At 57.6% G+C, this 22815-nt stretch carries 21 protein-coding genes; 11 read left to right on the top strand and 10 right to left on the bottom strand.

Annotated features, from left to right (window positions below):
- Positions 1-51 precede the first annotated feature (51 nt).
- The 6 genes from QN377_RS01765 to minC form a co-directional block, all read right to left on the bottom strand.
- A complete protein-coding gene (locus tag QN377_RS01765) occupies positions 52-234 on the bottom strand; it encodes a hypothetical protein (RefSeq protein WP_095002128.1) in 183 nt (60 codons plus the stop codon).
- Positions 235-439: 205 nt separating this feature from the next.
- Positions 440-1729: a M18 family aminopeptidase gene (locus QN377_RS01760; protein ID WP_095002127.1), complete on the bottom strand. Its 1290-nt coding sequence runs from the start codon at positions 1727-1729 to the stop codon at positions 440-442.
- A 173-nt stretch (positions 1730-1902) separates the two neighbouring features.
- Positions 1903-2538: an RluA family pseudouridine synthase gene (locus QN377_RS01755; RefSeq protein WP_095002126.1), complete on the bottom strand. Its 636-nt coding sequence runs from the start codon at positions 2536-2538 to the stop codon at positions 1903-1905.
- Between the two features lie 90 nt (positions 2539-2628).
- A complete protein-coding gene (gene minE / locus QN377_RS01750) occupies positions 2629-2883 on the bottom strand; it encodes a cell division topological specificity factor MinE (RefSeq protein WP_016780154.1) in 255 nt (84 codons plus the stop codon).
- 3 nt (positions 2884-2886) lie between these two features.
- Positions 2887-3699 carry a septum site-determining protein MinD gene (minD, locus tag QN377_RS01745; protein WP_029611321.1) on the bottom strand — a complete coding sequence of 271 codons (813 nt, stop codon included), beginning with the start codon at positions 3697-3699 and terminating at the stop codon, positions 2887-2889.
- Between the two features lie 199 nt (positions 3700-3898).
- Positions 3899-4639, bottom strand: coding sequence for a septum site-determining protein MinC (gene minC, locus QN377_RS01740; RefSeq protein ID WP_095002125.1), 741 nt, complete (start codon positions 4637-4639; stop codon positions 3899-3901).
- A 119-nt stretch (positions 4640-4758) separates the two neighbouring features.
- Between minC and QN377_RS01735 the strand changes: the two genes are divergently transcribed.
- Positions 4759-5691 carry a lipid A biosynthesis lauroyl acyltransferase gene (locus QN377_RS01735; protein ID WP_095002124.1) on the top strand — a complete coding sequence of 311 codons (933 nt, stop codon included), beginning with the start codon at positions 4759-4761 and terminating at the stop codon, positions 5689-5691.
- A gap of 15 nt (positions 5692-5706) precedes the next feature.
- Positions 5707-6852 carry a patatin-like phospholipase family protein gene (locus tag QN377_RS01730; protein ID WP_095002123.1) on the top strand — a complete coding sequence of 382 codons (1146 nt, stop codon included), beginning with the start codon at positions 5707-5709 and terminating at the stop codon, positions 6850-6852.
- 104 nt (positions 6853-6956) lie between these two features.
- On the opposite strand, the gene QN377_RS01725 is transcribed toward QN377_RS01730, so the two are convergent.
- On the bottom strand, positions 6957-7745 hold the full coding sequence (locus QN377_RS01725; protein WP_095002122.1) for a VacJ family lipoprotein: 789 nt from the start codon (positions 7743-7745) through the stop codon (positions 6957-6959).
- Positions 7738-9036: a serine/threonine protein kinase gene (locus tag QN377_RS01720; RefSeq protein ID WP_095020259.1), complete on the bottom strand. Its 1299-nt coding sequence runs from the start codon at positions 9034-9036 to the stop codon at positions 7738-7740. Before QN377_RS01720 ends, QN377_RS01725 begins: the two co-directional genes overlap by 8 nt.
- Before the next feature lie 231 nt (positions 9037-9267).
- Here QN377_RS01720 and QN377_RS01715 point away from each other — a divergent pair, with 231 nt between their 5' ends.
- The gene (locus tag QN377_RS01715; RefSeq protein ID WP_095020258.1) at positions 9268-9630 is read left to right on the top strand and encodes a hypothetical protein; all 363 of its coding nucleotides are present in this window, start codon (positions 9268-9270) and stop codon (positions 9628-9630) included.
- 98 nt (positions 9631-9728) lie between these two features.
- Here the strand turns inward: QN377_RS01715 and QN377_RS01710 are convergent, their stop codons facing one another.
- The gene (locus QN377_RS01710; RefSeq protein ID WP_095002119.1) at positions 9729-11279 is read right to left on the bottom strand and encodes a glycosyl hydrolase family 17 protein; all 1551 of its coding nucleotides are present in this window, start codon (positions 11277-11279) and stop codon (positions 9729-9731) included.
- Between the two features lie 291 nt (positions 11280-11570).
- Here QN377_RS01710 and QN377_RS01705 point away from each other — a divergent pair, with 291 nt between their 5' ends.
- From QN377_RS01705 to QN377_RS01695, 3 genes are all read left to right on the top strand, one after another.
- Positions 11571-12428, top strand: coding sequence for a glycine betaine ABC transporter substrate-binding protein (locus tag QN377_RS01705; protein WP_095019110.1), 858 nt, complete (start codon positions 11571-11573; stop codon positions 12426-12428).
- Positions 12429-12650: 222 nt separating this feature from the next.
- Positions 12651-12962, top strand: a complete 312-nt coding sequence (locus tag QN377_RS01700) for a DUF485 domain-containing protein (RefSeq protein ID WP_095002117.1) — start codon at positions 12651-12653, stop codon at positions 12960-12962.
- Positions 12959-14617 carry a cation acetate symporter gene (locus QN377_RS01695; RefSeq protein WP_095002116.1) on the top strand — a complete coding sequence of 553 codons (1659 nt, stop codon included), beginning with the start codon at positions 12959-12961 and terminating at the stop codon, positions 14615-14617. The genes QN377_RS01700 and QN377_RS01695 overlap by 4 nt, the downstream gene beginning before the upstream one ends.
- Before the next feature lie 187 nt (positions 14618-14804).
- Here QN377_RS01695 and gltA read toward each other — a convergent pair whose 3' ends face one another.
- On the bottom strand, positions 14805-16094 hold the full coding sequence (gene gltA / locus QN377_RS01690; RefSeq protein WP_095002115.1) for a citrate synthase: 1290 nt from the start codon (positions 16092-16094) through the stop codon (positions 14805-14807).
- A 351-nt stretch (positions 16095-16445) separates the two neighbouring features.
- Between gltA and sdhC the strand changes: the two genes are divergently transcribed.
- The 5 genes from sdhC to QN377_RS01665 all read left to right on the top strand — a co-directional run bounded on the left by sdhC (position 16446) and on the right by QN377_RS01665 (position 22781).
- On the top strand, positions 16446-16832 hold the full coding sequence (gene sdhC, locus QN377_RS01685) for a succinate dehydrogenase, cytochrome b556 subunit (protein ID WP_019828563.1): 387 nt from the start codon (positions 16446-16448) through the stop codon (positions 16830-16832).
- Positions 16826-17194: a succinate dehydrogenase, hydrophobic membrane anchor protein gene (sdhD, locus tag QN377_RS01680; RefSeq protein ID WP_003446906.1), complete on the top strand. Its 369-nt coding sequence runs from the start codon at positions 16826-16828 to the stop codon at positions 17192-17194. Before sdhC ends, sdhD begins: the two co-directional genes overlap by 7 nt.
- Before the next feature lie 3 nt (positions 17195-17197).
- On the top strand, positions 17198-18973 hold the full coding sequence (gene sdhA / locus QN377_RS01675) for a succinate dehydrogenase flavoprotein subunit (protein WP_016780168.1): 1776 nt from the start codon (positions 17198-17200) through the stop codon (positions 18971-18973).
- Between the two features lie 11 nt (positions 18974-18984).
- On the top strand, positions 18985-19689 hold the full coding sequence (locus tag QN377_RS01670; protein ID WP_016780169.1) for a succinate dehydrogenase iron-sulfur subunit: 705 nt from the start codon (positions 18985-18987) through the stop codon (positions 19687-19689).
- A gap of 260 nt (positions 19690-19949) precedes the next feature.
- Entirely contained in the window at positions 19950-22781 is a 2832-nt protein-coding gene (locus tag QN377_RS01665) for a 2-oxoglutarate dehydrogenase E1 component (protein ID WP_020467780.1), read from the top strand.
- Positions 22782-22815 lie beyond the last annotated feature (34 nt).

The raw sequence follows: 22815 nt of genomic DNA, 5'->3' as shown, positions 1-22815 counted from the left end.
TCTTGTCACATAAATAAATGATCGCGGGCCCGGGGCGGGAAAATGTCGGGGCTACTCATTCAGTTTGGCGAGGATTTTGAAGATGATGGTGCCGAATATCAGCAGCATGCCAGCCCAGATCATCAGCACGCCGATGCCACTACTGCGTTCGCGAAAGTTGAAGCCAATGGTCAGCAGCAGCATGCCGCAGATAATTGGAATCATCATGGAGTGGAAGGCAGTGGTTTCAAACATGGTGAGAGGGACCTGTGCAAGTGAGTGCCCCAAGTCTAGGTCGGTTTGCGCAGATGTGTGGTGATGTGTATCAAAAATGAATCAGCCAGACGCAGAACCTTGAAGCCGCTGCCGCAGTCTGCGACGGGTTGCGCAGCGACCCTGCTTTATCGAAGGTCCTGCGGCCCTTATCGCAGCCTGCGGCAGCGGCTTCAAGGAATATGCCTTACGGCAACTGGTTGCTGGCGTAGAACGCGCTCAGCACTTTGACCAGGTGAGCCAGGTCATGGCTGCCGGCCAGTTCGCGGATCGAGTGCATGGCGAAGGTCGGCAGGCCGATATCCACGGTGCGCACGCCCAGGTGGCTGGCAGTGATCGGGCCAATGGTCGAACCGCAACCCATGTCGCTGCGCACCACAAAACTTTGCACCGGGACTTCCACGGCCATGCACAGGTGGCGGAAGAATCCGGCGGTTTCGCTGTTGGTGGCGTAGCGCTGGTTGCTGTTGACCTTGATCACCGGCCCGGCATTGAGCTTGGGCCCGTGATTGGCATCGTGCTTGTCAGCATAGTTGGGGTGAACGCCGTGGGCGTTGTCTGCCGAGACCAGCAGAGATTTCTGGATCGTGCGTACGTACTCGTCGCCCTCAGGCAACAGGCGTTGCAGGATTTGCTCCAGCATCGGGCCATCGGCGCCGCAGGCCGAGCACGAGCCGACTTCTTCGTGGTCGTTGGCCACGAACAGACAGGTTTCTTCGGTCTCGGTGGTGAGCAGGGCTTGCAGGCCTGCGTAGCAGGACAGCAGGTTATCCAGGCGCGCACCGGCGATAAAGTCGCCGTTGAGGCCGATCACCGCAGCGCTTTGGGTGTCGTAGAAACTCAGCTCGTAGTCCAGCACCACGTCGGCATTGAGGCCGTGCTCGCGGGCCAACTGGTCGGTGAGCAACGCGCGGAAGTCAACGCGCTCATCACCGGCCACCTGGGCCAGGATCGGCGGCAGTTCGGTCTGCGGGTTGATCGCCCAACCTTCGTTGGCAGTACGGTTGAGGTGGATCGCCAGGTTGGGGATAGTCGCAATCGGCGCCTTGAAATCGATCAGCTGGCTTTCGACCTGGCCATCGCGGCGGAAAGTGACGCGCCCGGCCAGGGACAGGTCACGGTCGAACCAGGGCGCGAGCAATGCACCGCCGTAGACCTCGACGCCCAATTGCCAGAAGCCCTGGCGTTGCAGTTCGGGTTGTGGCTTAACCCGCAGGCAGGGGCTGTCTGTGTGGGCGCCAACCATGCGGATACCGCCGTGCAGGGGCGAATGGCGACCCAGCTTGAAGGCGACGATGGAAGAGTCATTACGGGTGACGTAATAGCGGCCATTGGCTTCGGTGAACCAGGTTTCGCGCTCGTCGAGGCGCTGGTAGCCGGCGGCCTCAAGGCGCTGAACAAGACTGGCAGTGGCATGAAAGGGGGTAGGGGAGGCCTTGAGGAAGTCGATCAGGCCTTGGTTCAACTCTTCGCGCATAAGTTACTCCAGACAGCAAGGCCGCGAGTTTAGCGCATTGATCGCAAGATTTGGCCCTCTAATGCAGCTCTTGTGGGAGCGGGCTTGCTCGCGATGGCATCAGTGCGATGTTCCTGCAAAACCGCGTCGCCTGTATCGCGAGCAAGCCCGCTCCCACAAGGGGTGGTAGGTATTTAGAACGGTGCCGGGCACTCAAAGCGCAGGCGTTCACCGGTTTGCGGGTGGGTAAAGCTCAGCATGCTCGCGTGCAGGCACAAACGCGGCCATGCGGCCAGGGCTTGCGGGTGCGCATAAAGGCCATCACCGAGCAGCGGGTGGCCGATTGACAGCATGTGCACGCGCAACTGGTGCGAACGGCCGGTAATCGGTGTCAGCTCAACGCGGCAGTAATCGCCACACCGCTCCAGGATCTTCCAGAAGGTCAGTGCGTTTTTACCAAATTCATGGTCAACCACGTGCCGGGGTTTGGTCGGCGGGTCGTAGCGCAGGGGCAGATCGATGCTGCCGCTGTCCAGCTCGGGCTGGCCCCAGGCTAGTGCGGTGTAGGCCTTTTCGGTTTCGCGGTCGTGAAACTGGCGGGAAAGCTCACGGTGAGTGTCAGCGTCCCGCGCCAGCAAAATAATACCGGACGTTTCCCAATCCAGACGGTGGACAATGCGCGCCTCGGGGTAGCCGTTTTCTTGCAGGCGGGTAATCAAACAGTCCTTGTTGTCATCGGCCCGGCCCGGCACCGAAAGCAGCAAGGTCGGCTTGTTGACCACCAGAACGCCAGCGTCCTCATGGATAATGTGAATATTGGACAACGGCATTAAAACAGCCTCTTGAAAAACGCCAACGGCGACAAAGGAGCCTCCCCTGCAGGGAAGGCACCGAGGTCGCCGTGGTGCCCGCCGGATCGATTAACGATCTGGCAGTGTGATGTTGAGTTCCAGAATCGAGCAGCTACCTTCGTTTTCAAGGGCGATCTGTACAGAATCGTCGCCGATGTTGACGTATTTGCGGATCACCTCGACCAGCTCTTTTTGCAGGGCAGGCAGGTAGTCCGGGGTGCTGCGTTGGCCACGCTCGTGCGCCACGATGATCTGTAGACGCTCTTTCGCCACCGACGCGGTTGTTGGCGTTTTGCGGGTACGAAAGAAGTCAAAAATGTTCATTGTTTAGTTGCCTCCAAACAGGCGCTCGAAGAATCCCTTCTTCTGTACATCAAGGAACCGGTGCTCCACGGTTTTGCCCAGCAGGCGATCAACGGCATCGCTGTAGGCCTGACCGGCGTCGCTTTGATCGTCAAGGATCACTGGCACGCCCTGGTTGGATGCCTTGAGAACAGCCTGGGACTCCGGGATCACACCCAGCAGGGCCACGGCCAGAATCTCTTTGACGTCTTCAACGCCGAGCATTTCGCCTTTGGAAACGCGATCAGGGTTGTAGCGGGTCAGCAGCAGGTGCTCCTTGATCGGATCCTGGCCCAGTTCGGCGCGGCGCGACTTGCTGGCCAGCAGGCCCAGCATGCGGTCCGAGTCACGTACCGAGGACACTTCCGGGTTGGTCACGACTACCGCTTCGTCAGCGAAGTACATGGCCAGGTGGGCACCGGTTTCGATACCGGCCGGGGAGTCGCAGACCACGTATTCGAAGGTTTCCTTAAGCTCCATAAGAACTTTTTCGACGCCTTCCTTGGTCAGCGCGTCCTTGTCACGGGTCTGGCTGGCGGCCAGCACGTAGAGGTTTTCCAGGCGCTTGTCTTTGATCAGCGCCTGCTGCAGGTTGGCTTCACCGTTGACCACGTTGACGAAGTCATACACCACGCGGCGCTCGCAACCCATGATCAGGTCGAGGTTACGCAAGCCGACGTCAAAGTCGACGATCACTGTTTTGTGGCCGCGCAGAGCGAGGCCGGTACCGATAGCGGCGCTGGTGGTGGTCTTACCCACACCACCCTTGCCGGATGTAACCACTAGAATCTTGGCCAAGGTGTTTCACCCCTAAGGAAAAAGGACTTTTTAGCCCCTGAATAACATCTCTATGAACGACTGCAGGTGAACAGCCTTGGCGGGTCATTGTTCAAGTCGCGTTTACGCTGTGTAAACACTGCCTGATTGCTTGTCCCTACAAGGAAAAGTCTGTTTTCACTACGATTTTGAGATGCTTGGAAAATGGCGAGAGTATCCGTTAAAGCCGGGTGATGTTCAACATGTCACTTGACAGACTGATCTGAACACCTGTTCCCCACAGAGGATCCCGACGCAGGTCTTCGGATACCTTGTACTTGCCCGCAATTGACACTAGCTCGGCGCTCAGCTGCTGGCAAAAAATCCGTGCCTTGGTGTTGCCCTTGTGCCCGGCCAGTGCGCGGCCCCGCATAGGCCCGTACACATGGATGTTGCCATCGGCCATAAGTTCCGCACCGGGGCTGACTGAAGCGATCACCACCAGGTCACAGCCTTCGGCATACACCGTCTGGCCGCCGCGTACCGGGCTGGTGATGATCCTGGTCGGCTTGATCGCCGGCTCTGGCGGTTTTTCCGGTTTTTTTGCCTCGACCACCACTTCAACCGGATCAATCGGCCGCTCACGGGCGCCGGAGGGTGGCAGTACAGGCAGGTCGATGGCAATGGCGGCAGCGATGTCCTCGATGCGGTTGGCGCGAATGGCCAGGGTGCGCAGGCCATGTTGGCGGCAGACGCGCATCAGCCCCGGCAAATCGATGGCGCCTTCACTGGCGGGCAGCTTGTCCAGCGCCAGTACCAGCGGGGTATTGCTGAAAAAATTCGGGGCCTGGGCCACTTTGGCGGCCAGTTGGCGGTCCAGGGCTTCAAGGTTGTTGTGCGCAAGTTCCAGCACCGTGATGGCGAGCATACTGCCCTTAAGCTGGAACACGGGGGCTTGGTCTAGCGATTCGGTTTGGCTCATGGTTGCTTAACGCGACTTGTCACTTAAAGTGCTGAGACTTATAACGAGAACGCCGGCAGGCCGCAAGCCGGGTCTAACGATGTAGAATGGCCGACCCTTGTGTCTGTCCGGAATCATTAATGGATCGCCCGCGTTTTCGTGCCGCTTTTTTTCATCCGCGTTTCTGGCTGCTATGGCTGGGTCTCGGCGTGCTGTGGCTGGTCGTGCAACTGCCTTATAAAGTACAACTGTGTATCGGCCGTGGTCTCGGCGCCCTGATGTATCGGGTGGCCGGTGATCGCCGACGTATTGCCACGCGCAACCTTGAATTGTGTTTCCCTGAAAAGACCCGCGCCGAGCGCAAGCAGTTGCTCAAGGACAACTTCGCCTCGACCGGTATCGCCTTCTTTGAAATGGCCATGAGCTGGTGGTGGTCAAAACCGCGTCTGGCCAAGCTGGCCCATGTCGAGGGGCTGGAGCACCTGAAGCAGGCTCAGCTTGAAGGCAAGGGGGTAATCCTGATGGCATTTCACTTTACCACCCTGGAAATCGGCGCTGCCTTGCTGGGTCAGCAACACACCATCGACGGCATGTACCGCGAACATAAAAACCCGCTGTTCGACTTTATCCAGCGTCGTGGCCGTGAGCGGCACAATGTAGATTCGCTGGCTGTCGAACGTGATGACGTGCGCGGCATGCTCAAGCTGCTGCGCTCAGGGCGGGCGATCTGGTATGCGCCCGACCAGGACTACGGCGCCAAGCAGAGCATCTTTGTGCCTTTGTTCGGTATCCAGGCGGCCACTGTTACCGCCACCAGCAAGTTCGCCAAACTGGGCAAAGCGCAGGTTGTGCCCTTTACTCAACAAAGACTGGCCGACGGCAGTGGTTACAAGCTGGTCATTCATCCGCCACTGAGGGATTTCCCCGGAGAAAGCGATGAGGCTGATTGCCTGCGAATCAATCAATGGGTTGAGCGGGCGGTGCGTGAATGCCCCGAGCAGTATCTGTGGGCCCATCGCCGCTTCAAGACCCGCCCGCCCGGCGAGCCGAAACTGTACGACAAACGCGGCTGAGGCGGCCGCACTGGCGTGACTGCGGTTGCGCCGGTGACGGGCCTGATACTGTCTGGTGGTGGTGCGCGGGCGGCCTATCAAGTCGGCGTGCTGGCGGCGATTGCCGAGTTGCTGCCTGCCGGTGCCATCAACCCGTTCCCGGTGATTGTCGGGACGTCAGCGGGCGCGATCAATGCGGTCAGCCTGGCTAGCGGGGCGATGGATTTCACCCGCGCGGTCGAGCACCTGACCCTGTTCTGGCAGGGCTTTGAAAGCAGGCGCGTGCTACGCAGCGACTGGTCGGGGGTTTTGCATCAGGCCACGCGTTTTTTTGCTCACAGTCTGCTCGGGCTAGGCTCGCATGTGCCGGTGGCGCTGCTCGACAGTTCGCCCTTGCGCGATCTGCTCCAGGACCGGATCAACTTCCCCGGCGTTGAACAGGCGATTGCCGGGCATCACCTGCGGGCCGTCGCGGTTACTGCATTTGGCTATTCTTCCAGTCAGGCGGTGACCTTTTATCAAGGCAAGGGCACCATCAATGGCTGGTTGCGCCATCGGCGCATCGGCATGCCCACCGCTTTGACGGTTGAACATCTGCTGGCCAGTTCGGCCATCCCTCTTCTGTTTGCCCCGGTCAAAATCGGCGAAGAGTATTTTGGCGATGGCGCAGTGCGGCAGTCGGCGCCAATCAGTCCGGCGCTGCATCTGGGAGCCAACCGGGTGCTGGTGGTGGGGGTGAGCGGCAACCCGCGCGGGCCGGACCTTCAAGCCGGCCAGTCGCACTACTACAACGCTCAACAACCGACGCTGGCGCAAATTGGCGGGCATATGCTCAACAGTACGTTTATCGACAGCCTGGAAAGCGATATCGAGCTGCTTGAGCGGCTCAATCACTTCAGTCGCCTGCTGCCTAGGCAATCCGACAACCTCGGTTTGTCCCCCGTGGAGGTGCTGGTGATTGCGCCGAGCCAGCCTATAGACGAAATCGCGGCCCGCCATCGGCATGAGCTGCCGGCCGCGCTGCGCATGTTCCTGCGTGGCCCCGGTGCGACCAAAACCAGTGGTGCAGGGGTGCTCAGCTACCTGCTGTTCGAGGCGGGTTATTGTCGGGAGTTGATCGAGTTGGGGCGACGCGATGCGATGGCCAAGCGCGATGCGCTGTGCCAGTTTTTGCGGGTTTGAACTACTCGCTTTTGTAGCTGCTGCCGCAGGCTGCGATAAGGGCCGCCGGCCCTTCCTCGGGGTCGCTGCGCAACCCATCGCAATCTGTTGCAGCGGCTACAGGTTTACTCGGCGATCTGCAATTTGCGCGCTTCGGTGTAGATGTAACGCAGCTTGTCGTATTCGAATGGCGAGTCGAACTGACCATAACGGAAGCTGGTGGTATAGCGTTTGTCGACAGCGCCCAGCACCCAGATCTCGGGATGGCGAGTGCTCTCGTGCGGCACGTTCAGGAAGTTGATCTCCTGGTTGACGCCATAGTCGACCACCAGGCCCGTGGTGTCGCGCAGGTTCGACGGGCCAAGGATCGGCAGCATCAGGTATGCACCGCCGGGTACGCCATAAAAGCCCAGGGTCTGGCCGAAGTCTTCACTTTGACGGGGCAGGCCCATGGCTGTGGCCGGATCCCACAGCCCGCCGATGCCGATGGTCGTATTCAGCAACAAGCGCCCTGTGGTTTCCATCGAGCGATGGCCCTTGAGCTGCAGCAGGCTGTTGAACAGGTTGGGGACATCCCCCAGGTTGTTGAAGAAGTTGCTCACACCCGTGCGCAAAAAACTGGGCGTGACATAGCGATAGCCATTGACCACCGGGAGGAACACCCACTGGTCGAAGCGGTAGTTGAAATGGTAAATCCTGCGGTTGATCGGCTCCAGCGGGTCATAGATGCTCAGAGCGTTCATGGTGGCGCGCTCGAACTCACGCTGATCCAGGCCCGGATTGAACTTCAACAGTTTCAACGGCTGGGTAAACCCGTCGACATCGGGGGTCAGTTCCGTGTGAGCTTTGCTGTTGTCGGCTTGGGCGAAGCCGGCGCCGAGCAGGGCGGCGAGAAGCAATAATTGTTTAGCCACGGAAGAACTCCAGCATATCGTCAGCGTTGACTCGGTAATTGATGTTGCCGCAATGGCCGCCATAGGGGTAAACCGTCAGGCGATTACCGAAGGTTTTACGCAGGAATCCGAGGTCGCCAGGGCCCAGGATGATGTCGTCGGCGTTATGCATGACGGCAATCTTCGGGCTGTTTTTCAGGTAGTCCTGCAGGGCGTACAGGCTGACCTGATCGATCAACTGCAGCAGGCTGCCGCCATCGGTCTTGGCGCGCCACATGGGGATCACCTGCTCGGTCAGGTAGCAGTCAAAGTCACACTGCAGCGAACGCTTGAGGAAAGGTGTCAGGCTGGTGCCCTCGGTGATCGGGTAGTTCGGCGGGGTGATCAGGCCACGGCGGTTGATCAGGTCCGAGGTGAACACGATATCGGCTGACGAGAAACGAAACACCGTGCCGATCAGCATGGCCATTTGCTCGTTGGTCAGGCGCTCCTTGGAGTTTTGCAGGTCATACACCAGTGCCGCATTGAGGTCGACCCGGCCTTTATCCTGGAAGTAGCGGGTCAGCTTGCCCAGCACCAGTTCGTAGAACGTGGTGGAGTTGTTGATGCCTTTGACCTCGGTCTGCACCAGCTTGTCGAGGTTGCTGATGGAGGTGAAGAGATTGACCGGCGGGTTGAGCATCAACACTTTTTTGAAGTTGAAGCTTTTGCGTGTTTCATCCAGGTGGCTGACAAAGGCAGCATCCAGCGCACCCAGGCTATAACCCGCGAGGTAGTAGTCGGTAACGGGCAAATTGGCCTGTTGGGCGCGTACAGCCTGCATCACATGATACAAATCCTCGGCGTCGTACTGGCTGATGCCGGGCGTGGCCAGGCGCGAGGCCGAACTCATGAAGTCATAGCTGGTGGGCGATGACAGCTGAACGACGTGATAGCCTTCCTGATAGAAGAGCTTTTTAAGGTATTCGTTGAGGCTGCTGTCGTACGCAGCACCGGTGCCGGCAATCAGGAACATCAAGGGCGCCGGGTGATCCTGTTTGGCCATGCGGTAAGTGAGCTTTTTCACCGCCCAGAAATTGGCCGGCAGTATGTGCTCACGTTCAGGGCGCAGGTTGAGGGTGTAGTCCGACTGGTTGATATCATCTTCGTCGGGCAGCAGCGGGCGCATTTGCGGCGGAGTGGTGGCGATCGTAGCTTCAAACGGATTGGTTATCGGGTAGCCATACGTTGCGGGGTCGACATCGACCGCCTGCGCGGACGCACTCAAGATAAGGCCGCCCAGTAAGGCAGCGAAGGGCAGAGAACGGAGCATGGAGGCTATCCCTAAATAAGATGCGCAAAAGTTTCGCAGGCTATGACCACAGGGCTCGTACTGAAGTGCCATTCAATGGCACTAAATAATTCCCCAAACAGTCCCGAACAGGCAAAAAGTCACTCAAGATACACGCTGAATGACTTTAGTTAACAGATATCTGATTGCAAGGCTTGTATAGCTGTAGATGGGGATTAAGCTGGGCGCCGTTTTTGCCTATCGGAGTTTGTTATGCGACCTCGTTTGCCGTGGATCTTGCTGCTTATCGCTCTGCCTGTATGGTTGCTCGCCAGTTATGGGCTGCGATACGGCTTGATGGAGGACTCGCAGTGGGTGGGGACCTGTGTGGCAGAGGCTGTGCGCTGGGAATGCCAGTTGCGGGCAAACCTGGGCTTGTTGATTCATTTCCGGGTATTGGGCTGGGTCGCGCTGGTGCTGTCGATTATTGCTTTTTGCGTGCGTGGTCGTGTCGGCTGCGCACTGGCGGTGCTGGCCCTGCTGTTCGGCCTGCCCGCACTGGCGTTGTATAACGCCAGCCTCGCAGTGTTTGCCGTGGTGATCGCCGGGTTGCGCCTGGTGCGGGCCGCGAAGTAAGAGTTTGAAACATTTGTGGGAGCGAGCCTGCTCGCGAAAGGTCTTTAAGGCCTTCGCGAGCAGGCTCGCTCCCACAGGGGGATTGCACTAGAAAGGTGTCATGCGCGCTTGCGCACACTGCGCCACAGCGCCATCACCATCAGTACGCTGACCAGCGCCCACATCCAGGCCTGTTCATTGTGCAGGCCTTCGCGGTACAGCTGCACCGGTATGCCTGCCCCGATGATCAAAGCCAGCAGGCCGAACTCACGGCGCGGGCCGCCCACCGGGCGTAGCAGATAAACCAGTGCAGGCAGGAGCAGGGCGGCACTCGGGAAACTTCGATATCGCGGTTCAAACACCAGCCCAAGCATCATCACCGCTGCGGCAAACCCGGCGGCTGCCAGCCACCAGCCCGCACGGCGCTCCAGCATATTGAACAGGCGTTCTCGCCAGCCGTCTTTCTGGCCCAGGGCCAATGCGCCATGGGTCAGTACGATCAGGTTCAGGCCAACCAGCAAGCCAGCCCATAGCCACTCGCCAGCAAAGCGGCTGGTGACTGACGCCAGCTCGGCCCATGCCACGATGCTGCATCCCGCCACCGCACCCAGTGCTGGCAGTGTCAGAGCGGCGCGTTTTGTACGGATCCGGCCGCCAATCAGCAGTGTGCCCACAAACAGGACGGCGCCAAAGCCCAGCCAGACCGGCCAGTGCGGCAGGTTGGATACCGGGCCGGCGAGGATACCCTTGTCCTGGCGATCGGCATCAAACAAACCCCAGTAACCGCCTACCGCCCCCTCGCTGCCACGCTTCCAGGGTTGGTCGAAGGCTTCGATCAGGTTGTACTTCCAGCCGTTTTGTTCGGCCAGGGTGACAAATCCACGAATGAATTTTGCTTCGTTCACCCGGCTTGGCTGGGCAGTTTCCCGCTGGCGACCTTCGCTGGGCCAGCCGGTCTCGCCGATCAGGATATCTTTGGGGGCGAACTTGTTGCCGAATACCTGGCGAACCTGCGCTACATGTTGTACCGCCTGGTCAATGCCGGCAGGGTCATCTTCCCAGTAAGGCAGCAGGTGGATGGTCAGAAAGTCCACGGCCGGGGCAATTTCCGGGTGTTGCAGCCAGAACTCCCAAACGTCTGCATACGTCACCGGTTGCTTGACCTGGCTTTTCACCTTGTCGATCAGCCGGACCAGCTGCGGGGCAGTGACCTCCTTGCGCAGCAAGGCTTCGTTACCGACTATCACTGCGCTGACCACATCCGGGTTGGCATTGGCTGAAGCGATCAGGGCTTGCACTTCCTGCTCCGTGGCCACGGGGTCGCGGCTGACCCAGGCGCCTGCCATCAGCTTGAGCCCGTGTTTGCGTGCCAGCTCGGGCAGAGCTTCAAGGCCCGCCTGGGAATAGGTGCGGATGCATTGAAAGCGCGTGGCCAGCAACGCCAGATCGGCATCCAGACGCTCTGCCCGTGGCACAAAAGGCTGGTCGAACGGCGACTGGTCCTTATCGAACGGCGTATAGGATGCACATTGCAGTTTATGGGTCGGTGTTGCTGCATCGGGCAATATCACCGGTTGGCCCAGGCCATACCAGAAGCCGGCAATGGCAAATGCGCCCAGCAGGCAGGCAAGGAGATAAGGCAGCACGGGGAAGCGGACAGTCGCAGACATGGTCGGGCCGTATGGGAGCAAAGCCGCGCATCTTACCTGCAATTGAGCAGGCGCAGCGCCTGTGTATGATTTTGACATCTAATGTTTGTCAGTCAGGCCGTCCAGCGTCCGCACGCATCAATTTGGCTGTGATCGCCATGTCGCTGCTGGTTGTATGGGGGTCGTCGTCAGAGCAGGACGCTAAACAGGCGCGGTTGATTATCCGGAGCAAGTGATACGAGGCTGTAAAGCCTTGCAGGAATCTTGAAGTGGCCCGGCACTCGTCGGGCCCGGCACTGTGGGGAATCAAAGATGAAGATGCGACGAATTTTGAGCGCAGGAGCAGTCTTGGTGCTGGCGATGAGTGCGGGTCTGGCGAGCGCGCAGAACAAACCGACCCTGAATATAGGTTATGTGGATGGCTGGTCCGACAGCGTGGCCACCACCCATGTCGCAGCAGAGGTGATTAAACAGAAGCTGGGTTATGACGTGAAATTGATGCCGGTAGCCACCGGCATCATGTGGCAGGGGGTGGCCACGGGCAAACTCGATGCCATGTTGTCCGCCTGGTTGCCGGTGACCCACGGCGAATATTGGACCAAGAACAAGGACAAGGTGGTCGATTACGGGCCCAACTTCAAAGATGCAAAAATTGGCCTGATCGTGCCTGAATATGTAAAGGCACAGTCGATTGCTGACTTGAAGGGCAGCGATGAGTTTAAAAACAAAATTGTCGGTATCGATGCCGGGTCGGGTGTGATGCTTAAAACCGATGAGGCCATCAAGGATTACGACCTCAAGGGTTACAAGTTGCAGGCAAGTTCCGGGGCGGCCATGACCTCGGAGCTTGGGCGTGCCTATGCCAAGAACGAACCGATTGCCGTCACCGGCTGGGTGCCGCACTGGATGTTTGCCAAGTGGAAACTGCGTTTTCTTGAAGATCCCAAAGGCGTTTATGGTGCCGCAGAAACCGTTAACAGCATCGGCAGCAAGGAGCTGAATAAAAAAGCGCCGGAAGTTGCGGCATTTCTGGAGAAGTTTTCCTGGAATTCAAAAGACGAAATTGGTGAGGTGATGCTGGCCATTCAAGAAGGTGCCAAGCCTGAAGTGGCGGCCAAAGAGTGGGTTGCCAAACACCCGGAGCGTGTTGCCCAGTGGACCGATAAATAATCGCGAAGCGTCTAGCTCGCAGTACACAAGACCGCCTGGTGTTTTCGCCAGGCGGTTTTTGCATTTTCGGGCGGGGCAATGGTTGTCATCGTCCTTGCAGACTAGGTAAACCGGGGGCTGCAGCAAATCAGAGGCTCTACTACTAAAGTCGTCTGGAATAGAATTTGCGCCGCCCTAATAGTGAAAACGTTCCATCTCATCTGTGCTGCGAGGACAAAAATAATGAACGACAGCATTTATATCTCGATTCAAAACAGCCCGCGCTTCAAGGAGCTGGTAAAAAAGAGAGAACGTTTTGCCTGGCTTCTTTCGGCAATCATGCTCGGGTTATATGCCGCTTTTATCCTGTTAATTGCTTATGGGTCACACATCATGGGGACCAAGCTGAGTCCCGATTCGTCCATTACCTGGGGTATTCCGATTGGTGTGGGGCTGATTGTTTCGGCCTTTATCCTGACCGGTATCTATGTACGCAGGGCCAATGGCGAGTTTGATGAGCTGAACAATGCAATTCTCAAGGAGGCTGGGCAATGATCGGGCGCTTATTGGCAACGCTGGGCGCTACAGCCCTTGCACCGGCAGTTTGGGCGGGGGAGGCCCTGACTGGAGAAGTGCAAAAACAACCGCTCAATATTTCGGCGATCATCATGTTCGTCGTCTTTGTGGGTGCGACCCTGTGCATTACTTACTGGGCATCGAAACGCAACAAGTCGGCAGCCGACTACTATGCAGCTGGCGGCAAGATTACCGGTTTCCAGAACGGTCTGGCGATTGCCGGCGACTATATGTCGGCAGCCTCCTTTCTGGGTATTTCCGCGCTGGTGTACACGTCCGGCTATGACGGCCTGATCTATTCGATCGGCTTTCTGGTGGGCTGGCCCATCATTCTGTTCCTGATTGCAGAGCGTCTGCGTAACCTGGGCAAATACACCTTTGCCGATGTGGCCTCGTACCGTTTGGGGCAAACCCAGATTCGCTCGTTGTCAGCCTGTGGTTCGCTGGTGGTGGTAGCGTTCTACCTGATTGCGCAAATGGTCGGTGCCGGCAAGCTGATCCAGTTGTTGTTTGGTCTGGATTACCACGTTGCGGTGATCCTGGTAGGTATCCTGATGTGCATGTATGTGTTGTTCGGCGGCATGCTGGCAACTACCTGGGTGCAGATCATCAAGGCGGTCATGTTGCTGTCGGGTGCCACGTTCATGGCCGTGATGGTCATGAAGCATGTGAACTTTGACTTCAACGCACTGTTCGCCGAAGCAGTGAAGATTCACCCTAAAGGTGAAGCAATCATGAGCCCGGGCGGGTTGGTCAAAGATCCTATCTCTGCATTCTCCCTCGGTTTGGCCCTGATGTTCGGTACTGCTGGCCTGCCACATATCCTGATGCGCTTCTTTACCGTGAGCGATGCCAAGGAAGCGCGCAAGAGCGTGTTCTACGCAACGGGCTTTATTGGCTACTTCTATATCCTGACCTTTATCATCGGTTTTGGCGCAATCATCCTGGTCAGTACCAACCCGGACTTCAAGGACGCGGCTGGCGCCTTGCTGGGTGGTAACAACATGGCGGCTGTGCACCTTGCGGACGCGGTTGGCGGCAGCATGTTCCTGGGCTTTATTTCGGCAGTGGCTTTCGCCACCATTCTGGCGGTTGTTGCGGGGCTGACCCTGGCGGGCGCTTCTGCGGTGTCCCATGACCTGTATGCCAGCGTGATCAAAAAGGGCAAGGCCAACGACAAGGAAGAGATTCGGGTCTCGAAGATCACCACTATTGCATTGGCGGTACTGGCAATTGGCTTGGGTATCTTGTTTGAAAGCCAGAACATCGCGTTTATGGTGGGCCTGGCGTTCTCCATTGCTGCGAGCTGCAACTTCCCGGTCTTGCTGCTATCCATGTACTGGAAAAACCTGACCACCCGTGGCGCCATGATAGGCGGCTGGATGGGGCTGGTAAGCGCGGTTGGCCTGATGATCCTGGGCCCGACCATCTGGGTGCAGATCCTGCATCATGAAAAGGCCATCTTCCCTTACGAGTACCCGGCGCTGTTCTCCATGATCATCGCGTTTGCGGGTATCTGGTTCTTCTCCATTACGGACAAGTCCAAATCGGCAGAGAAGGAGCGTGCGTTGTTCTTCCCGCAGTTTGTGCGTTCGCAGACGGGGTTGGGGGCGAGCGGTGCGGTGGATCATTAATCCCTAATAGACAGTATGTTTAATCGAATCCCCCTGTCGCAAGGCAGGGGGATTTTTTTGTGCCTATTCTCGCTGTGCAAGTGCGAAGTTCCGTAGCAGCTGCTACAGGACGCACACACAAAAAAATACGGCCTCTATAAATAGAGGCCGTATTGTCTGCAATCAGGGCACTATCGTGGGATATGCCTTACTTGCGGTCTTCCAGCTTGGTGATGTCACGCTGCTCGTAGCCGGTGTACAGCTGGCGCGGACGGCCAATCTTGTACGGGCTGGAGAGCATTTCTTTCCAGTGCGAGATCCAGCCCACTGTACGGGACAGGGCGAAGATCACGGTGAACATGCTGGTCGGAATGCCGATCGCCTTGAGGATGATCCCCGAGTAGAAGTCGACGTTCGGGTACAGCGAACGTTCGATGAAGTACGGGTCGGTCAGGGCGATCTCTTCCAGGCGCATGGCCAGTTCGAGTTGCGGATCGTTGGTGATGCCCAGTTCCTTGAGAACTTCGTCGCAGGTCTTTTTCATGACAGTGGCGCGTGGGTCACGGTTTTTGTAAACCCGGTGACCGAAGCCCATCAGCTTGAACGGATCGTTTTTGTCCTTGGCCTTGGCGATGAACTTGTCGATGTTGGACACATCGCCAATTTCGTCGAGCATGGTCAGCACGGCTTCGTTGGCGCCGCCGTGGGCAGGGCCCCACAGTGCAGCGATACCGGCAGCAATACAGGCGAACGGGTTGGCACCCGAAGAACCCGCCAGGCGCACGGTAGAGGTCGACGCATTCTGTTCGTGGTCGGCATGCAGGATAAAGATCTTGTCCATTGCCTTGGCCAGTACCGGGCTGATCGGTTTGATCTCGCACGGCGTGTTGAACATCATGTGCAGGAAGTTTTCGGCGTAGGTCAGGTCGTTACGCGGGTACATCATGGGTTGACCCATGGAGTACTTGTAAACCATCGCTGCAAGCGTCGGCATCTTGGCAACCAGGCGGATCGCGGAAATTTCGCGATGCTGCGGGTTATTGATGTCCAGGGAGTCGTGGTAGAAGGCCGAGAGGGCGCCGACTACACCGCACATGACCGCCATCGGGTGGGCGTCACGACGGAAGCCGTTGAAGAAAGTCTTCAACTGCTCGTGAACCATGGTGTGGTTCTTCACGGTGCTGACAAATTGAGCCTTCTGCTCTGCGGTCGGCAGTTCGCCGTTCAGCAGCAGGTAAGCGGTCTCAAGATAGTCAGAGTGTTCAGCCAGCTGTTCGATCGGGTAGCCACGGTGCAGCAGGATACCGTTGTCACCATCAATATAGGTGATCTTCGACTCGCAAGATGCGGTCGACATGAAGCCAGGGTCAAATGTGAATCGGCCCGTGGCCGTCAGGCCTCGCACATCGATTACATCGGGACCCACGGTGCCAGTTAAAATGGGCAGCTCGACGGGGGCTGCGCCCTCGATGATCAACTGCGCTTTTTTGTCAGCCATGTGGCCTCCTATTTATGCTTGAAATCATCAGACAGACCCCCCACGCAGGGCCCGCACCACTATAGTGAGATAAATTCGAATGTCAATTTGCCTAAAGTCTTGCTGTACAAGGCTTTGAGAAGCGTTTTTTCGCGAATATCCCAGCCGTTTACGCCTTTTATGCCAAGAGCGCAATGCGCTATTAGGGGGTGGGTGTTTGCGTTGTCATTAGTAACCTAACTGTCTATACTCGGCAGCCGACCGCCAGAGGCTTTTGGGCCTGTTTAGATGGGGGTCGTCACTCCCGGGTGGTGGGTACCTGACCAGTGCGCATCCCAACAAACTTGCCCTGATTGTTAGGGGCTCTTCAGTGTGAAAAAAGCCGTGAATAGCCAACGACCTGTAAACCTAGACCTAAGGACCATCAAACTCCCCATCACCGGCGTTACGTCATTTCTGCACCGTGTATCGGGCATCATTCTTTTTCTCGGCCTGGGCATCATGCTTTATGCATTGAGCAAATCCCTGGGTTCCGAAGAAGGTTATGCCGAGGTGAAGGCATGCTTGACCAGTCCGCTGGCCAAATTCGTTGCGTGGGGCCTGCTCTCTGCCTTGCTGTATCACCTGGTTGCCGGTGTGCGCCACTTGATCATGGACATGGGCATCGGTGAGACGCTTGAAGGCGGCCGACTGGGCTCGAAAATCGTAATCGTCATTTCCGTGGTGATGATTGTTCTGGCGGGAGTTTGGATATGGTAACCAGCGTTACGAACCTGTCGCGTTCGGGCCTCTATGACTGGATGGCACAACGTGTGTCTGCGGTTGTTCTAGCGGCTTATTTCATCTTCCTGATCGGGTACCTCGTTGCGAACCCTGGCATTGGCTACGCCCAATGGCATGAGCTGTTCGCAAGCAACTGGATGCGTATTTTCAGCCTGCTGGCCCTTGTTGCTCTGGGCGCACACGCCTGGGTCGGCATGTGGACCATCGCGACCGACTACCTGACGCCAATGGCGCTGGGCAAGTCCGCCACAGCAGTACGTTTCCTCTTCCAGGCAGTCTGCGGCGTTGCAATGTTCGCTTACTTCGTCTGGGGTGTGCAGATTCTTTGGGGTATCTGATTCATGGCTAACACAGTAAATACACTTTCGTTCGACGCCATCATCATTGGCGGCGGCGGTGCCGGCATGCGCGCTGCTCTGCAGCTGGCTCAAGGCGGTCACAAGACTGCTGTAATCACCAAGGTTTTCCCGACTCGTTCGCACACCGTATCGGCCCAGGGTGGCATCACCTGCGCGATCGCGTCTGCAGATCCAAACGATGACTGGCGCTGGCACATGTACGATACCGTCAAGGGTTCCGACTATATCGGTGACCAGGACGCTATCGAATACATGTGTTCCGTAGGTCCGGAAGCCGTGTTCGAGCTCGAGCACATGGGTCTGCCGTTCTCCCGTACCGAACAGGGTCGTATCTACCAGCGTCCTTTCGGCGGTCAGTCCAAGGACTTCGGCAAAGGCGGCCAGGCTGCCCGTACTTGCGCTGCAGCCGACCGTACCGGTCACGCGCTGTTGCACACCCTGTACCAGGCCAACCTCAAGGCCGGCACTGTATTCCTGAACGAATACTACGGTGTCGATCTGGTTAAGAACGAGGCTGGCGATTTCGTCGGCATGATCGTTATCTGCATCGAAACCGGTGAAACCTCTTACGTTCGCGCTAACGCGACCGTACTGGCGACTGGCGGTGCAGGCCGTATCTACTCGTCCACCACCAACGCCCTGATCAACACCGGCGACGGTATTGGCATGGCGCTGCGTGCTGGCGTGCCGGTACAGGACATCGAAATGTGGCAGTTCCACCCGACCGGTATTGCCGGCGCCGGTGTACTGGTTACCGAAGGTTGCCGTGGTGAAGGTGGCTACCTGATCAACAAGCATGGCGAGCGTTTCATGGAGCGTTATGCTCCGAACGCCAAAGACCTTGCTGGTCGTGACGTTGTTGCTCGCTCGATGGTTAAGGAAATCATCGCGGGCAACGGTTGCGGTCCTGATGGCGACCACGTAATGCTGAAGCTCGATCACCTCGGTGAGGAAGTGCTGCACAGCCGTCTGCCAGGTATCTGCGAACTGTCGAAAACGTTCGCACACGTTGACCCGGTATTGGCTCCGGTTCCAGTGGTTCCGACTTGCCACTATATGATGGGCGGCGTTGCCACCAACATTCATGGTCAGGCGATCACTCAGGACGCCGACGGCAACGACCAGATCATCCCTGGCCTGTTTGCAGTAGGTGAAGTGGCTTGCGTATCCGTACACGGTGCCAACCGTCTGGGCGGCAACTCGCTGCTCGACCTGGTGGTATTCGGTCGTGCTGCCGGCCTGTTCCTTGAACAGACCCTTAAAGAAGGCGTTGATTACGCTCGTCCACGCCAGTCCGACATCGACGCTGCCCTGGCACGTCTGGACGGCCTGAACTCGCGTACCGACGGCGAAGACGTGGCAACCCTGCGTAAAGAGCTGCAAAGCTGCATGCAGAACTACTTCGGTGTATTCCGTACCGGCGAATACATGCAGAAGGGTATTGCTCAGCTGGCTGATCTGCGCAAGCGCATCGCCAACGTGAAAATCAACGATAAGAGCCAGGCGTTCAACACGGCCCGTATCGAAGCCCTTGAGCTGCAAAACCTGCTCGAAGTGGCTGAAGCGACTGCAATCGCTGCTGAAGTTCGTAAGGAATCGCGCGGTGCTCACGCCCGTGAAGACTTCGAAGATCGTGACGACGTTAACTGGCTGTGCCACACCCTGTACTTCCCGGGTGACAAGCGCGTAGCCAAGCGTGCGGTGAACTTCTCGCCGAAAACCGTTCCGACCTTCGAGCCAATGGTTCGTACTTACTAAGGGTGGCCGATATGTTGAAAGTCAGTGTTTATCGTTACAACCCTGATCAGGACGCCGCTCCGTTCATGCAGGAATTCGAGGTCAATACCAACGGTAAAGACCTGATGGTGCTGGACGTACTGGCCCTGATCAAAGAGCAGGACGAGGGTTTCTCCTATCGTCGCTCTTGCCGTGAGGGCGTTTGCGGCTCCGACGGCATGAACATCAACGGCAAGAACGGCCTGGCGTGTGTAACGCCGCTGTCCGCTGTCGTTAAAGGCAACAAGCTGATCGTTCGTCCACTGCCAGGTTTGCCGGTTATCCGTGACCTGGTCGTCGATATGAGCATCTTCTACAAGCAATACGAGAAAGTTAAGCCGTTCCTGCAGAACGACACGCCGGCTCCGGCCATCGAACGTCTGCAATCACCAGAAGAGCGTGAAAAGCTCGACGGTCTGTACGAGTGCATCCTGTGCGCTTGCTGCTCGACCTCGTGCCCGTCCTTCTGGTGGAACCCGGACAAGTTCCTGGGCCCTGCTGCACTGCTGCAAGCCTATCGTTTCCTGGCTGACAGCCGTGACACCAAGACCAGTGAGCGCCTGGCTTCGCTGGATGACCCGTTCAGCGTATTCCGCTGCCGCGGGATCATGAACTGCGTAAACGTGTGTCCGAAGGGCCTGAACCCGACTAAGGCCATCGGTCACGTGCGTAGCATGCTGCTGCAAAGCGGCGTGTGATCCAAAGCAGTACCGCAGCACCGCTGTAACCGTAGATGCTACGGCGCAGGCTTCAACCGGCGCCGTAGTTTTAACCTGAGCAACAGCTCATAAAGCTGCGGCTCTTATTTTGAAGAAATGAGACCAGCAGGGGCATCCGGGCTGGTACCCGGACTATCAGCGTGATCCTAAGTGGCTTGTTTTAGTCGCTGTATTCGGACTTTCTCAAGCATGCTCTGGTGTTCTCGTCGATGGTGTCCCCTAACCGAGGGTGACCAAGCATGCAAGAAAGCGTGATGCAGCGCATGTGGAACAGCGGCTATCTTTCAGGTGGTAACGCTGCCTATGTGGAAGAGCTCTATGAGCTCTACCTGCACGACCCTAACGCTGTGCCAGAAGAATGGCGCACCAAATTTCAGACGTTGCCTGTTGAAGGCAACTCTGCCAACGATGTTTCGCACTCCACAATCCGCGACCATTTCGTGCTGCTGGCAAAGAACCAGCGCCGCGCTCAACCGGTTTCTGCCGGGAGCGTGAGCAGTGAGCACGAGAAGAAGCAGGTTGAAGTGCTGCGATTGATCCAGGCCTATCGGATGCGCGGCCACCAGGCAGCCCAGCTTGATCCGCTGGGGCTGTGGCAGCGTCCTGCACCTGCAGACCTGTCGATCAATCATTACGGCTTGACCAATGCCGATCTTGATACGACCTTCCGTGCCGGCGACCTGTATATCGGCAAAGAGGAAGCGAGCCTACGCGAAATTCTCGAAGCGTTGCAGCAGACATATTGCCGCACCATTGGCGCAGAGTTCACGCACATCGTCGATTCCGAGCAGCGCCACTGGTTTGAACAGCGCCTCGAAAGCGTACGCGGCCGCCCGACTTACTCGGCTGAAGTCAAAAGCCATCTGCTTGAGCGCGTGACTGCTGCTGAAGGTCTGGAAAAGTACCTGGGGACCAAATACCCGGGCACCAAGCGTTTCGGCCTGGAAGGCGGCGAAAGCCTGATTCCTTTGCTGGACGAGCTGATCCAGCGTTCGGGCAACTACGGCACCAAGGAAATCGTTATCGGCATGGCCCACCGTGGTCGCCTGAACGTATTGGTGAACACCTTCGGCAAAAACCCGCGCGAGCTGTTCGACGAGTTCGAAGGCAAGAAAAAGATCGAGTTGGGTTCCGGTGACGTTAAATACCACCAGGGCTTCTCCTCCAACGTCATGACTGCCGGTGGTGAAGTTCACCTGGCAATGGCGTTTAACCCCTCCCACCTGGAAATCGTTTCTCCAGTGGTTGAAGGGTCTGTACGCGCTCGCCAGGACCGTCGTAACGACAGCACCGGTGAAAAGGTACTGCCAATTTCCATCCACGGTGATGCTGCCTTCGCAGGTCAGGGCGTGGTCATGGAAACCTTCCAGATGTCGCAGACTCGCGGCTTCAAGACTGGCGGTACGGTTCACCTGGTGATCAACAACCAGGTCGGCTTCACCATCAGCAATCCGGAAGACTCCCGTTCTACCGAGTACTGCACTGACGTCGCGAAAATGATTCAGGCGCCGATCCTCCATGTCAATGGTGATGATCCGGAAGCCGTATTGTTCGTGACTCAGCTGGCTATCGACTACCGCATGCAGTTCAAGCGTGACGTCGTGATCGACCTGTTCTGCTACCGCCGTCGCGGTCACAACGAGGCCGATGAACCAAACGGTACCCAGCCGCTGATGTATCAGCAGATCGCCAAGCAGCGCACCACCCGTGAGCTGTATGCCGAGCGCCTGACACAAGAGAAAGTGGTGGACGCAGAACGCGTTCAGGCCAAGATCGACGAATACCGCAACGCGCTGGACAACGGCCTGCATGTTGTGAAAAGTCTGGTCAAGGAACCGAACAAAGAGCTGTTCGTGGACTGGCGTCCGTATCTGGGCCACGCCTGGACTGCGCGTCACGACACCCGTTTCGATCTGAAAACCCTGCAAGAACTGTCTGCCAAGCTGCTGGAAATTCCAGAAGGCTTTGTGGTTCAGCGCCAGGTTGCGAAGATCTACGAAGATCGTCAAAAAATGCAAGCCGGCGGCCTGCCGATCAACTGGGGTTATGCCGAAACCATGGCATATGCAACCCTGCAGTTCGAAGGTCACCCGATTCGCATGACCGGTCAGGACATTGGTCGCGGTACGTTCTCGCACCGTCACGCCGTGTTGCACAACCAGAAAGATGCTGGCACCTATATTCCCCTGAAGCACCTGTTCGAAGGTCAGCCTCGCTTTGACCTGTACGACTCGCTGCTGTCCGAGGAAGCGGTCCTGGCGTTCGAATACGGCTATTCCACCACCACGCCTAACGCGCTGGTGATCTGGGAAGCCCAGTTCGGCGACTTCGCCAACGGCGCCCAGGTTGTAATCGACCAGTTCATCACCAGCGGTGAGCACAAGTGGGGCCGTCTGTGCGGTCTGACCATGCTGCTGCCACACGGTTATGAAGGTCAGGGCCCGGAGCACTCCTCTGCACGTCTTGAGCGTTACCTGCAATTGTGTGCCGAGCACAACATTCAGGTGTGCGTACCGACCACTCCGGCACAGATCTACCATCTGTTGCGCCGTCAGGTTATCCGTCCGCTGCGCAAGCCGCTGATCGTCCTGACACCGAAGTCGTTGCTGCGTCACAAACTGGCAATCTCGACCCTGGAAGATCTGGCCGAAGGTTCGTTCCAGACCGTTATTCCGGAAATCGATGCGCAGGATCCGGCGAACGTCGGTCGTATCGTGCTGTGTAGCGGCAAGGTCTACTACGACCTGTTGGAAAAACGCCGTGCCGAAGGTCGTGATGACATCGCTATCGTGCGTCTTGAGCAGCTGTACCCGTTCCCTGAGGACGACTTGATTGAAGTCCTGGCTCCGTACAAAAACGCCAAGCATATTGTCTGGTGTCAGGAAGAGCCGATGAACCAGGGTGCCTGGTACTGCAGCCAGCATCACATGCGCCGCATCATCAGCGGTCACGACAAGTCGCTCGTACTCGAGTACGCGGGCCGTGACGCTTCTGCTGCACCTGCTTGTGGTTACGCATCGATGCACGCTGAGCAACAGGCAAAACTGTTGCAAGACGCGTTCACTGTTTAACGCCTTCGCGCACTGAAACCGAATTTAAGGAACC

The organism is Pseudomonas sp. CCC4.1 (assembly GCF_035019225.1).
In the GTDB taxonomy this organism is placed as follows: Bacteria; Pseudomonadota; Gammaproteobacteria; order Pseudomonadales; family Pseudomonadaceae; genus Aquipseudomonas; species Aquipseudomonas bubulae.
Note: the sequence above shows the minus strand (reverse complement) of the source record. Positions and strands in the feature narration are given on the sequence as shown.